Origin of the sequence: Mucilaginibacter sp. (genome assembly GCF_025359345.1) — a bacterium.
Lineage (GTDB): Bacteria > Bacteroidota > Bacteroidia > Sphingobacteriales > Sphingobacteriaceae > Mucilaginibacter.
Genome location: NZ_JANYGQ010000026.1, coordinates 162,073 through 175,648 on the forward strand (window position 1 = coordinate 162,073; position 13,576 = coordinate 175,648).

11 protein-coding genes are annotated in these 13,576 nt (G+C 43.3%); 2 read left to right on the forward strand and 9 right to left on the reverse strand.

Annotation, left to right across the window (positions count from 1 at the left end):
* Positions 1-75: 75 nt before the first annotated feature.
* Positions 76-2,022, forward strand: a complete 1,947-nt coding sequence (gene dnaK / locus Q0R52_RS17230; RefSeq protein ID WP_295796793.1) for a molecular chaperone DnaK — start codon at positions 76-78, stop codon at positions 2,020-2,022.
* Between the two features lie 172 nt (positions 2,023-2,194).
* Here the strand turns inward: dnaK and Q0R52_RS17235 are convergent, their stop codons facing one another.
* From Q0R52_RS17235 to Q0R52_RS17255, 5 genes are all read right to left on the reverse strand, one after another.
* The gene (locus tag Q0R52_RS17235; protein ID WP_295796436.1) at positions 2,195-2,605 is read right to left on the reverse strand and encodes a hypothetical protein; all 411 of its coding nucleotides are present in this window, start codon (positions 2,603-2,605) and stop codon (positions 2,195-2,197) included.
* Between the two features lie 80 nt (positions 2,606-2,685).
* Positions 2,686-2,910 (reverse strand): type II toxin-antitoxin system HicB family antitoxin, encoded by a 225-nt coding sequence (locus Q0R52_RS17240; protein ID WP_295796437.1) that lies wholly within the window; start codon positions 2,908-2,910, stop codon positions 2,686-2,688.
* A gap of 22 nt (positions 2,911-2,932) precedes the next feature.
* Complete coding sequence (locus tag Q0R52_RS17245; RefSeq protein ID WP_295796439.1) at positions 2,933-5,215, reverse strand: glycoside hydrolase family 31 protein; 2,283 nt, start codon at positions 5,213-5,215, stop codon at positions 2,933-2,935.
* Between the two features lie 130 nt (positions 5,216-5,345).
* Positions 5,346-6,248 carry a sugar phosphate nucleotidyltransferase gene (locus Q0R52_RS17250; RefSeq protein ID WP_295796440.1) on the reverse strand — a complete coding sequence of 301 codons (903 nt, stop codon included), beginning with the start codon at positions 6,246-6,248 and terminating at the stop codon, positions 5,346-5,348.
* 103 nt (positions 6,249-6,351) lie between these two features.
* On the reverse strand, positions 6,352-7,476 hold the full coding sequence (locus tag Q0R52_RS17255) for a M42 family metallopeptidase (protein WP_295796441.1): 1,125 nt from the start codon (positions 7,474-7,476) through the stop codon (positions 6,352-6,354).
* Between the two features lie 307 nt (positions 7,477-7,783).
* Between Q0R52_RS17255 and Q0R52_RS17260 the strand changes: the two genes are divergently transcribed.
* Positions 7,784-8,686, forward strand: a complete 903-nt coding sequence (locus Q0R52_RS17260; RefSeq protein WP_295796443.1) for a DUF6340 family protein — start codon at positions 7,784-7,786, stop codon at positions 8,684-8,686.
* Between the two features lie 734 nt (positions 8,687-9,420).
* Here the strand turns inward: Q0R52_RS17260 and Q0R52_RS29370 are convergent.
* The 4 genes from Q0R52_RS29370 to Q0R52_RS17275 all read right to left on the reverse strand — a co-directional run bounded on the left by Q0R52_RS29370 (position 9,421) and on the right by Q0R52_RS17275 (position 13,467).
* Positions 9,421-9,717 carry a type II toxin-antitoxin system RelE/ParE family toxin gene (locus Q0R52_RS29370; protein WP_366520913.1) on the reverse strand — a complete coding sequence of 99 codons (297 nt, stop codon included), beginning with the start codon at positions 9,715-9,717 and terminating at the stop codon, positions 9,421-9,423.
* Positions 9,704-9,931, reverse strand: coding sequence for a hypothetical protein (locus tag Q0R52_RS17265; RefSeq protein WP_295796444.1), 228 nt, complete (start codon positions 9,929-9,931; stop codon positions 9,704-9,706). Before Q0R52_RS17265 ends, Q0R52_RS29370 begins: the two co-directional genes overlap by 14 nt.
* 259 nt (positions 9,932-10,190) lie before the next feature.
* Complete coding sequence (locus Q0R52_RS17270; protein ID WP_295796445.1) at positions 10,191-10,874, reverse strand: hypothetical protein; 684 nt, start codon at positions 10,872-10,874, stop codon at positions 10,191-10,193.
* A gap of 307 nt (positions 10,875-11,181) precedes the next feature.
* Complete coding sequence (locus tag Q0R52_RS17275; RefSeq protein WP_295796446.1) at positions 11,182-13,467, reverse strand: S9 family peptidase; 2,286 nt, start codon at positions 13,465-13,467, stop codon at positions 11,182-11,184.
* Positions 13,468-13,576: the final 109 nt, after the last annotated feature.

Genomic DNA, 13,576 nt, shown 5'->3' on the forward strand with positions numbered 1-13,576 from the left:
ATCATTTCGTCATTCCCCGCCATTTTTCCTGCCAAAGTAATGATTGGCACATGCCTTGTTAAATAGCTGTAGTAAATTAATAACAATCAATCAGGAAAATATAATCATATGTCTAAAATAATTGGAATCGACTTAGGAACAACTAACTCCTGCGTTGCAGTAATGGAGGGTAACGAGCCCGTAGTTATTGCCAACAGCGAGGGTAAACGTACTACGCCGTCTGTAGTAGCTTTTATCGACAACGGCGAACGTAAAGTAGGGGACCCTGCGAAACGCCAGGCTATTACAAATCCTACAAAAACTATTTCATCAATAAAACGCTTTATGGGTAACCAGTTTAACGAGGTTACCAAAGAGGCTGCGCGCATGCCATACAAAGTGGTTAAAGGCGATAACAATACCCCGCGTGTTGAAATTGGTGACCGCATGTACACCCCACAGGAAATCTCGGCCATGATACTTCAGAAAATGAAGAAAACAGCCGAAGACTTTTTGGGCCATGAAGTTACCGAAGCGGTTATTACCGTACCGGCTTATTTTAACGATGCACAGCGCCAGGCCACTAAAGAAGCAGGTGAAATTGCAGGCTTAAAAGTTCGCCGTATTATAAACGAACCTACTGCTGCTGCCTTGGCTTACGGCCTTGACAAAGCACACAAGGATATGAAGATTGCCGTATTTGACTGCGGTGGTGGTACACATGACGTTTCGATCCTTGAATTAGGTGATGGCGTGTTTGAAGTAAAATCAACCGATGGTGATACACACCTTGGTGGCGACGACTTTGACCAGGTGATCATTGACTGGATGGCTGACGAATTTAAGAGCGACGAAGGTGTTGACCTGCGTAAGGACCCAATGGCTTTACAACGCTTAAAAGAGTCTGCAGAAAAAGCTAAAATTGAGTTGTCGAGCTCGGCTCAAACCGAAATCAACTTACCATATGTAACTGCAACTGACGGCGTGCCTAAGCACCTTGTTAAAACTTTAACCCGTGCCAAATTTGAGCAACTGGCTGACAGTTTGATCAAACGTACTATCGAGCCTTGCAAAACTGCTTTGAAAAATGCAGGTTACAGCACATCTGATATCGACGAAGTGATTTTGGTAGGCGGTTCAACTCGTATACCTGCTATACAGGAAGCTGTTGAGAAGTTCTTTGGTAAAGCGCCTTCAAAAGGTGTTAACCCCGATGAGGTTGTTGCTATTGGTGCAGCTATACAAGGTGGTGTATTAACCGGCGAAGTAAAAGACGTGTTATTGCTTGACGTTACCCCGCTTTCATTAGGTATTGAAACTATGGGTGGTGTAATGACCAAACTGATAGAATCAAACACTACTATCCCGACCAAAAAATCGGAAGTGTTCTCTACAGCGTCTGACAACCAGCCATCAGTTGAAATTCACATCCTGCAGGGTGAGCGCCCGATTGCTTCGGCTAACCGTACAATAGGCCGTTTCCACCTGGATGGTATTCCACCAGCACCTCGTGGCGTGCCACAGGTTGAGGTAACTTTTGATATCGATGCTAATGGTATACTACACGTATCCGCAAAAGATAAAGCAACAGGTAAAGAACAAAAAATCCGTATCGAAGCATCTTCAGGCTTAACTGATGCCGAGATCAAAAAGATGAAGGACGAAGCCGAAGCAAATGCTGATGCTGACCAAAAGGCAAAAGAAGAAGTTGAAAAACTGAACGGTGCCGATGCCCTGATCTTCTCGACTGAAAAGCAGCTGAAAGAATACGGCGATAAAATTTCTGCAGATAAAAAAGCTCCGATTGAAGAAGGTTTGAAAAAACTGAAAGAAGCTTATGCAGCTAAAAACTTCAGCGATATTGATGCAGCCCAGGCTGAATTAAGCAACGCATGGAATGCAGCGTCTGAAGAGATGTACAAAGCGACAGGTGATGCAGGCCAGCAAGGCGGCGCACCAGGTGCTGACGGTGGCGCAGGCGCGCCTCATGCTGAAGGCAACGCTGACACAGTTACAGATGTTGACTTTGAAGAAGTAAAATAATCCCAATCTCCTAAGAGATTTATAAACTATAAAACCCTGGCTATTTATTTAGCCGGGGTTTTTTGTTGTATCGAAAATGTAATCGTTTGTTTCAGCATTGGAAGCCGTTTGATAAAACAAACGAATGTGCGGCGTAAAATAGCAATCGTTTGACGTCGTTGGCACTTTTCAATCAATCCTTAATTTCGTTCACTGCGAAATCGAAAATGTTGAAAATTTTGTCAATATCAAAATCGCCATCTTTTGGTAAATTTATTGTCGCGATGCCCCCAAAATCTACCTGCCAAAATCCGCCATTCTTTACTATTTCATCGCCCAACAGTCGGTAGTCCGATGACCTAAATTGTGAGGTAAGAAAAAAACGCCGGGTTATAAACCCGGACTCTTTGGTAATCTTAATAATTTCATGGCAGCCTTCTTCATTGGTACGGGTTTTAAACTCAGTTCCAAGAGTTAAACGGCAATTGAATATGTCATTATCAATACATTTAAATTGATTTTCGGCAAGTTGCTCCACATAAATTGTTGAGGTGGATTTTTCTCTTTTGTCGTAGATTTTTATTTGAACCGGCTCATTTTGCATATCGGTTGTTTAAATTTATCGGAAAACGCTGGTAGTTAGTATACAAAGTAACCATACTATCAACTTTATGCGTTCGTTGCTCATGTAAAAAGTTGCAGATTATATTCGAGCACGTCTTCGTCAGAGGGGATTTCTTCGCCATGCGCCTTTAAACTTTCAATATACAACTCAATGGCTTCTCTGGCATTTAGTTTGGCTTCCTCCAAGTCAACCCCATAAGTAACACAGCCCGGAAGCGCTGGCACGTTTACTGTATAGCCGCCTTCAGGCTCGGGTTTAAGCAGAATTTTGTAGGACAATGACATATTTAAAGCTACCAAATATTAGCTAAAAATCAATTTTAAATAAGCTATTGATATTTTTATGCTGATAACGTTTTTCGACTTTTCTCTTTGTACCAGGCAAATCCTCAAATCCATGCAGCAACAACTGGATGTGGCTGAACTTTGATTTAAATGATCCCTCGGCTTCTGAAAATGTAACCGTTCTTTTAGCCGGGTTAAAAGTTATTTCCCGTTTATTATAATCTCCGTTTTCGTAATCGTAAGATGTTCCGTCATCCTCATAATAAACAAAACTACAAACCTCGCTACCGTACCAAACATTAAGTTCCAATATGCCATCGCCTTTTTCATTGGTGCTTTGCACTATGTTTTGCATGGGGATAATTGCTCCGGCTTTTATAAACACAGGAAGGTCGGTTAAGGGTGTATCAACATTGTAGACTTGTCCGCCGGCATATTTTTCCCCGCTGCTGAGCCGGTACCAATTACCTGAAGGCAGGTAAACTTCAGCAGTAAGTTGGGTGCTTTCTACCGGGGCTACTAAAACGCTGTCGCCGAATAAAAATTGGTTGTGGTATTTTACATCGTACACGTTTTCATCATGCGTATGATCAATAGCAAGCGTACGGCTAAGTGGTATGCCGGTTTTGTGCGATTGGTAAAAACCGGAATAGATATAAGGCAGTAAACGGTAGCGCAGTTCGATATCCTTTTTGATAATGGCCATGTTCTTTTTGCCCCATTGCCACGGTTCGCGCATAATGGTGCCCTGCATGGCATGGTTACGGAACATGGGGGTAAAGACACCCAGTGAATTCCAGCGTGCCATGAGTTCGGGAGTTGGATCGCCGGTAAAACCGCCGATATCAACGCCAACGAAAGACATGCCTGTAATACCCAAACTGCTCACCATGCGCTGGCCCATCAGCATGTGCTCATCGTAAGCAGAGTTATCACCCGTCCACACCGCCGAATAGCGCTGTGTGCCGGCATAAGCTGCTCGTGTAAGTATAAATGGCCGTTTGTCGCCTAAAATCTTCCTTGTGCCTTCGTATGTGGCGCGCGCCATTTGCATGCCGTACGCGTTCCTTACCTCGGGCATAAATTTATCGCCAAACTTTACCAGCCAGGGCATGTTCTGACCCCAGGCCGCGGGTTCGTTCATATCGTTCCAGAACCCTTCGACGCCGGGTTCGGTTAATGCAGTAAAAGCTGCACCCCACCATTCGCGCACATCGTCCCGAAAGAAGTCGGGGAAATGACAGCGGCCGGGCCAAACATCGGCAGTATAGTTTTCGCCGTTGGGATATTTGGCAAAGTAATCTTTATCGACCCCTTCATCATATTGCTTGTAACCATCTTCAATCTTGATCCCGGGATCTACAATAATAACTAGGCGAAAATTCATAGCTTTTAGCTTAGCAATAAATGCTTTCGGGTTGGGGAAAGTCTCCTTATTCCACGTGAATATTTTAAATCCGTGCATGTAATCTATGTCGCAATACATCACATCGGCCGGGATTTTTTCTTTGCAGAAACGTTGTGCAATATCCAATACCTCGGCAGCGCTCATATAACTCCAGCGGCATTGCTGGTAACCCAGGCTCCACAACGGCGGCATTTCCATTCTGCCGGTTAGCCAGGTGTAATCTTCAATTATTTTTGCCACGCTTTGGGAACCGAAAAAGTAATAGTTCATATCGCCACCATCGGCGTCAAACCAGCTCATTTGTTCGTCGGTAGTAGCGCCAAAATCGAAATAGCTTTTATGCGTGTTATCAAAAAATAGCCCATAGGTAAGACCGCTATGGATGCCGATAAAAAAGGGGAAGGTTTTGTATAACGGGTCGCTTTTGGTATCGTGCAAGGCTGCATCAGTGTTCCAGTTGGTAAAGCTGCTGCCGCGCTTGTCGAGGTTGCCGGTCTTTTCACCCAGGCCGATAAACTTTTCATCGGCGTACAGCTTTCGGTAGTTGATTACCCGCTCGCCCTGCCAGTTGATGCCGAAGCGCTCATCATCTTTGCTTAGTTCTTTGTCATCGGCAGTATAAAAATTGAGACGGAGTGGAGATTTGTTGATACGGAGTTTTAATAGCGACGTAGTTATAACGATTTCATCTGTGGTTTCCGAATAATCAAGTTGGCCTGCCGGGCTTTGTATAACTGCGAAAGAAGGATCTGTTTCATCAAATGCCTTGCTGACGTTGACCCGGATGACGGAATCGCTGTAAACCCAGATGCGGGCGGTTGCCTCTGGAGTTTTTATGAGGAGGTGGTTAGTGCTATTTTTTACGCTTTCAATATTTCCGATGATTTCAAGTTGCATAATTTATCCTAATTACTTTACCGTATAATAGGTAACCACTAAATTGAGATAACGTTTTCCGGATTGGGATATATTTAAAAACAAAAAATCCCGCCATAAAGCAGGATTTTAATATCAAAAGAAAGGACTTTTATGCCCACAAATTAGCTGGATAAGTACCGTTCTCCACCAAATCCGAAATGCATTTTTGTACAATTGGTTTATCCTCTTTATAAGTAACGCCAAACCATTTTGATGCGGTTGGGATAACTTTAAAAGATGCCTCGCCGCTTTTAATCAAATTGTCGGCTACTATCGGGATAAAAAATTCTGATTTTGGGTTGTTTTCATTTGCTGCCACAAAATCCCTGAACATTTGTTCGCTTTGTTTGAACACAGCAGGAGTAAAGCCCCAGAAGTTCATTGACACGCGGGTATCGCTGCTTAGGTCGTGCTCGCCGGTTGCATCCCTGTAAGCTACGCTGCCGTCAGGCTTAAAGTAAACTTCGGTACGCTCGTTAATTTCAATCATATTGCCGGCATCATCAACTTTACATACACCGCGCGATACGGTTCCGTAATCAGATAAAGTCCTGTCGATCTGGTAGCCGATTAGTGAATAAGTATCGTCGGTTACTTCGGTGGTTAAAAACTTCGCCATTTTTTCGAACGAATCGTAACCGTAAAAGTCATCAGCATTAATAACGCAAAAAGGCTCGTGCACCTGGTTGCGGGCAGCTAATACAGCATGGGCGGTTCCCCAAGGCTTGGCGCGTTCAATTTCTTTATCGATACCAAAAGGCTTCAGATCGAAATTTTGGAAAACATAATCAGTTTCTATAAGTCCTTTTAATTTCGGCTCAAAAATCGCTTTGAAATTATCCTGGAATTCTTCTTTAATAATAAAGCTAACTTTCCCGAAGCCGGCTTTAATTGCATCATAAATTGAATAATCAATTATAGTTTCGCCATTGGGGCCAAAGCCGTCAACTTGTTTCATGCTGCCGTAGCGGCTGGCCATACCGGCGGCCAATATTAATAATGTAGGTTTCATAGTTTATTACTGGGCACAATAAATAAATGTAAATATGACGGTTTTATTTTAAATATCCTGTTAAATAATGGTTATCAACAATAATTGTTTTGCCGAAGCCGATTTATTTGATGTACCTGAAATCTTGTCCTGCTTTAATATTCAACAGCGTTTCGTAGATCAAACGGATAACGTTATCGACGTCCTCTTTGTGTATCATCTCGACCGTAGTATGCATATAACGCAATGGCAGCGAGATCAATGCTGATGGCACGCCATCGTTTGAGTAGGCAAAGGCATCCGTATCAGTACCTGTTGAACGTGATGACGCCTGGCGCTGGAAAGGGATACCCGCTTTATTGGCCGACTCAATCAATAACTTGTTTAAATTATTCTGCACCGCAGGCGCATAGGATACTACCGGACCACGACCACAAGCCAAATCGCCCTGGGTGATCTTATTGATCATTGGCGTCTGGGTGTCATGCGTAACATCGGTAACAATGGCAACGTTTGGTTTAATATGGTGCGCAATCATTTCTGCGCCACGAAGGCCAATTTCTTCCTGTACGGCATTTACAATGTATAAGCCAAACGGAAGGGTTACTTTATTTTCTTTCAGCAAACGGGCAACCTCGGCAATCATAAAGCCACCGGCGCGGTTATCAAGCGCACGGCCAACATAATAGCGGTTGTTGAGTATCATAAACTCGTCTTCGTAAGTTATTACGCAACCTACGTGGATACCCAGTTTTTCAACTTCTTCTTTGCTGGTGCAGCCGCAATCTAAAAAGATGTTTTTAAGGGTAGGGGCCTCTTCCTTTTCGCCCGCGCTGCGGGTGTGGATAGCCGGCCAGCCGAATACAGCCTTCACTATGCCGTTATCCGTATGGATGTCAACCCTTTTTGAGGGCGCTATCTGGTGGTCGGAGCCGCCGTTGCGGATAACATATATCAAACCATCGCTGGTAATGTAATTTACAAACCACGATATTTCGTCGGCATGAGCCTCAATAACTACTTTGTAAGGCGCATCTTTATTGATGATACCTACGGCGGTGCCATAGTTATCTACATAATGGTCATCAATATAAGGCTTTAAATATTCGAGCCATAATTCCTGGCCTTTCCATTCAAAACCGGTAGGCGAGGGGTTATTAATATATTTTTCGAAAAATGCAAGGGAAGCATCGGTTACAACAGCAATGTGCTTTGGGGCTTCGGGTGTTTCGGATTGTTTTTTAGCCATATTTTTAATAACTGCTCCTGGTAGAAGAGGCAGGCAAATATAGTAAATGGTTGATTAAGTTGATTAAGTGAGTAGTTGTAATTTAGCTAATTGATTCATTTATAGAACCGATGCTGGTTAATATTAATTGTGCTAATATTTATCCCTTCCTTAACACCGACTTTACATAACAACTGTTCCTTTGCGGCGAGTAAATTTTTTAATAATAAGGTCAGTTTAGTTAGTTAAGTAAGCCTGGTGCAAGACCGGGCTTACTTTTTTCACAACAGTTTCATGTTAAAAGTATACTTTAGACGTTTATAGAGCAATGAAACTATTGAAGCCCATTTTTGCCGCTATTTTTTTGTTTGTAACTACCTGTGCTGCTGCGCAAAGCGTTGATGTATCGGTGAACTATGCAGCAAAATATTTCCTGAAGCCCGATACCAATACGGTTGTGGTAATAAACCAGTTTAACCCCACGCAATTAAGCGGAAATAAAAAGACAGTAGCCGTACTTAAAGAAGCGGCTTACGCAGCAATTAGTCACGCTGCCTTTCAACTTGGCGCGCTGCCGCATACTAAGATTATAAATATTGTTGATTCAGTTGCGTTGGCCCCTAACACCGACTCGATAAAACAAATAGCGGCAAAATACCATGCTAATTACGTTTTGGCATTGAAAAACTTTTCGGCAAAAATTACCCTGTTTGAGATAGGTAGTAATGAAACAACATACAACACCAATTCGACCGCTGATTTTATGCTGTACGAGGACAACGGGATTTTTTACCGCAAGTTAAGCGGAAAAGCCGAAGACCCGTTGGAGCAGACCGTAAACGCAGGTATAATAGCTTCCCTGATTTTCCAGCCGACTATAAAAGGGCATAAGAGCGAAGTGAAGGCCGCAGCACAGCACGCAGCGGAGAACGCCCTGCAGGATTTCTTCCCTTTTTACATCACCCACACCCGGCCATTGTTCGACGATAAATTTTTGAGGCCGATAAACCAGGAAATAATTGCCGGCAATTTTGACAAGGCCGACAGCCTTCTGCAACCCTATTTGGTGGACCCTGATGTGAAAATAGCATCAAAAGCGGCCTATACCCTTGCCATCATATACGAATCGGAGAATAACCTGGAAGATGCTACCGATATGGCAGAAGAATCGAATAGTAAAAATAAGAATAGCTATGCCACGGCTATGCTGGCCGATTTGAAAGAGGAGTAAGCATGGTATTGCGGGCTAAGCGTTCCATTTTTGCACGCGGAACACCCCGAACGCTATGAAACATGCTGATTATCAAATACTTCAATTTTTACCTGTTTATAATCGATTGACAGTCAAATAATTAAACATTTTTCGGGGAGTTCTCTCCACATTTTTAGCGTTCCATTTTTGTACGCGGAACACCCCGAACGCTGTGAAGTATGCTGATTATCAATTATGTCAATAATTAGGCCTGCGTAAATATTTAATAATCAGGCGTTACGTATTTAGTTAGGAGGATTTTTTTGATGATTTTTCAGTTTTAACTCCGGCTAAGCGTTCCATTTTTGCACGCGGAACACCCCGAACGCTGTGGAATATGTTGATTATCAATTAAGTCGCTATTTTGGCCCGTGTGAATATTTGATAAAAGGCGTTTCATATTTCAATCGGTGCGATTTTTTAGATGGGCGAAGGGGCGTTAAGTGCCGCCGCAGCTTAGCAGGCAGCCGGCATAGTTTGTTACCTGTCAGCTGCGCACGGGTCACCTTTGCCCTGCAGGCCACGTCGTCAGACTCGCGCGAGAAGAGGACTTGATCCGCATAAAAATCATTTGTTTGCGTCAGCGCCCTGCTGAGGTTACTAGATTAAAGTTAGTGGATTATCTTTCCGATGTTGTAAAATACCTCTCGTAAGCGGAACACTTACACCTGTTGGGTTCAAGTTGGACGATTGAACCAGACAGAGAGAACCAATTATGATTTAAACCCGTCCGGTTTCCTTTTCGTATGGAAAACCGAAGTAATAAATACGGTGTTTAAATTATCATCGTACCAAAAAACAATAACGTAGGGGAATTTATTTAATGGGGTAAAACGCAAATCGGTGTCGTATCTCTTCGCGTACAATTTCGGATTCAAATCGATGAATTGTAGCGAGAATCTTAGTTCCTTTCTGAATTTAGCTGAAAGACCTACTTGTTGTTTCTCGTACCATTCACAAGCATCAATTACTTCAAGTTCTGCCCGCTTTAATAATTTAATTGTAGGCACCGTTCAGGTCTTCTTCTATGTCTTTCCAATCGCGCGCAGTTGTTTTACCGTCAATAAAGTCTTGTTTTGATTTTAAAAAGCTTTTTATCTCTGCTTCGTTAAAGCTATAATCGGCACTTGCATCTACGATATAAGACAATTCGAAACGGTCTAATGCTTCTTGCACAGCCGCCAAATCTTTATCATCTGGTATGTTTACAGTTAATATCGTCATACCCAAAGTTACAAAAGAAAAAATCAAATTTTGAGACGCCAATTAAAATAGGAAAATCAGCAAAATTGAAACTTCTTCCGCCGGTTTAAGCGGGAAGCTGTACCGGCGGGGGATTTACTTTGTGATTTTTCCGCCATGACTCCGGCTAAGCGTTCTATTTTTGCACGCGGAACACCCCGAACGCTATGAAACATGCTGATTATCAGGTGTTCCATTTTTAGCCAGGATATTTTTTTATGATAATTTTTTCGTTTTAGCCCTATTGCCGCTGCTTCCCGCCATTCTCGGCCAGATTCGAGGAATAGTCTTTCTGAATCTTTTCCACCATAAAAATGCTGTCTGCTTGAGTACGCGAGATCGTTTTATTGTTCATCCCCGCTTCGTACCTATAACTGGTTGAATCGACGCTTCCTGATTTAGAAAAATATGTACTTATGCTAACATATCTGTCAACACTATCGGCATGCTTAAGGTTATAGAAATCTTCTTCGAATTCAAGCCGGTGCAGCGAGTCGAGAAATATACTTTTATTTTGATGACCAATTGTGTTGCCTTTTTTACGCCATTCAGCATCGCGACCGCCGTAATAAGATGATTCCCAATTAGCCGGGATAACCGGTATGCCGAATTTAGTGCGCTTTGCGTTGAATGCGGGCCCATATTTAGCGAGCTGCAACTTATTTTGGTGGTCGTTGTAATTTCTGCGCAGGTTAAAAAAGGAAATCCATACCATATAAAATGCCAGGTAAGCCACTTGGCCCCAATTGGGACTGCGCCAACTTTTTATGGTTTGCCACGAAAGTACCAAAGCAAGCAACGGGAGAAATATCGCCTCAAACTGGTTATCAATACCATACTCCCATATCGCTACGGCCAGCAACCAAATAATAACTACGCCCATACAGATGCGGTAGAGAATTATTTTAAGCTTAGTCGTATCCATTGCTGTAAAATGGTTTGGTTACACAATGATAATAAAAACGTTGAGCATTTCCAGTTCAGGAGAGAGTCTTGTTCGACGTCCAGATCTGTTGGGGGGCTGAAAGGTAATAACTGTGCTTGTGCTATTGATTGGGAAAAATATCACTTAGTTAACCTATCTAATGATTACTTAGCATGCAGGCCACAAGTCGGAATGCTTGCGGCTACTAACAGGGAAGCTAATCAACTAATTGCCGGCCCAGCAAAAGGATAAACAATTTTTACGCAACACAGCATAAATTTAGATATTCTGATGTTTAAACCCGTTTCTAATGCTCCCCAATCTCTCTCCCCGGTGCATCCACGTTGAGCAACTGCTTAACAAAAAAATCCCTTTTCTTCCTGCGGCCATAAGGTCCGCCATCCGTATGGTTTGAACCCGGGATAACAACCAGGTCGAAGTTTTTATTACTCTTTTCCAGGGCATCCGCAAAACGAAAAGTAGACTCAGGTGGCACGTTTTCATCTGCCTCGCCGACGATAAGCAAGAGGGCCCCGCCCAATTTACCCGCATTGGTAATGTTTGATTGTTCATCATAATGCGGTCCAACCGGGTAGCCCATCCACTGTTCATTCCACCATTGCTTATCTATACGGTTATCATGGCAGCCGCAGGACGAAACTGCGGCCTTATAGAAATCGGCATGGAACAATACGGCCTGTGCCGAATTCTGGCCGCCTGCAGATGTACCATAGATACCCACCCGTGTAGTATCAGCCTGCGGATATTTTTTAGCCAGTGCTTTTATCCATAAAATACGGTCGGGGAATCCGCCGTCTACTATATTTTTCCAGCACACGTCGTGAAAAGCTTTGGACCGGTTTGCTGTTCCCATGCAGTCCACCTGTACCACAATAAAACCAAGCTGGGCAATGCTTTGCATTTCGTTTGCCGGACTAAAGTTTTTGGGCACAAACGAATCCTGCGGGCCGGCGTATATATTTTCAATTATGGGGTAGCTTTTCGCGCTGTCAAAATTAGCGGGGCGGTAAACAACACCCCAAATGTCAGTTTTGCCATCCCTTGCCTTGGCTACAAATACCTCAGGTAATTTAATCCCGGTAGCTAACAATGCCTGGGTATCAGTTTTTTCTACTTCCAGGATTTTTTCAGCGCTAATAGTTTTACACAGTATGGTTTCTGGCGGAACATTCACTTGCGAATACGTATCGAGATAATAAGCCCTGTCCGGCGAAAATACGACAATATGGTTGCCCTTTGCAGGTGTCAGGTCGATCATGTTTTTGCCGTCAAATCCTATGCGATAATAGTGGATGAAATACGGGTCTTCATTGGGATTTATACCGCTGGCGGTAAACCATATCTGCCTTTTTTGGGTGTCGACACTATCGATATCGCGCACAACCCAGTTGCCTTTTGTAACCAGCTTTTGGTCGCCGGTTATATCATTTACCAAATAAATATGCCGCCAGCCGTCCTGCTCCGTTATCCAGACTATTTCATGGGTATCAGGTAAATAACGGGTATACAGACGCTGTTCATAAATAAACGTATTTGTTTTTTCATCAATAACATTCCGGGTTTTGCCGTTGGTAACATCAACTTCAATTACGCGAAAGCGCTGGTGCCCCCTGTCAACCCTTTCATACGTATAGAACCTGTCGCTGCCTTTTCGCCAATGAGCCTGGGGTGCGCCAAAAAAATCAATTTTGTCTGCATCTACTTTGATTGCGCTCTTATCGTCGATGTTAAAAATAAAAGGCGTATAAGTGGTAAACGGGTCTCCCGGCTGGTCATACTCATGCGACTTTAGCTGTCCCCGACTGGTGCCCGCAACCGAACTCAACACATAGTAAACCTTTTTCGACTCGACCGGATCGCTCAAATACCCGATAAGATGCCTGCTATCCGACGACCAGGAGAAATCGCCATAAGGCTTATCCAAACTTCCGTCGCGGGTTAACTGCACCTCTTTGCCGGCTTCAAGCTCCTTTATAAAAAGATTGCCCCCTTTGCTGTAAGCCCGCCACTTTTTATCCGGAGAGATAGAATCCCTTCGCGCCGCTTCCCACCGGTAAGTACGTGATTGCAACGGTTTCGAACTATCATAGCGGTAAAATGAGGTATCGGTGGCCCTTACACAATGGTAGGTATTTAAATTACACTGTATCCAGTCGGCGCCCTTTTTTAAAGTGATAGTTTTGGCATCTGCACTGAAAAACATTTTCGATATACTCAATTTCAGCGGCGATACATTTTTGCCCGTCACAGCCTTTATACCTTCCGCCAAACGCTGCTGATCAAACGCTTTCTCCTTACTGCCTTTAACCGCATTAACGAAATAATATTCCTGGTCGTCGGCTGGTAAATGTTTCACGTACCAAAAGGAATTATCCTGTTGCCAGTTAGCCTGTATGCGGGCGTTGAGCGGGATTGTTTTAAGCAGCGAATCGAGCCTCGCCTGCTTTATGTACGATTCCACAACCTCCTGTTTAGAGGGATAATATGGCGCAAGTTTTTGCTGAGCATAAACCTGTTGTAAACAAACTATGCTCAGCGCACCCGGCAGTAACCACTTTGATAAAAAAGGCATTCGATTTGATATTTAATAAGGTATAACGAAGATGTGAGATTTGTCACTCATTTTGCCCTATAAATTACCAAATCTTAGCTATATTTTAGCTTAATCTTTTGAAACCTTT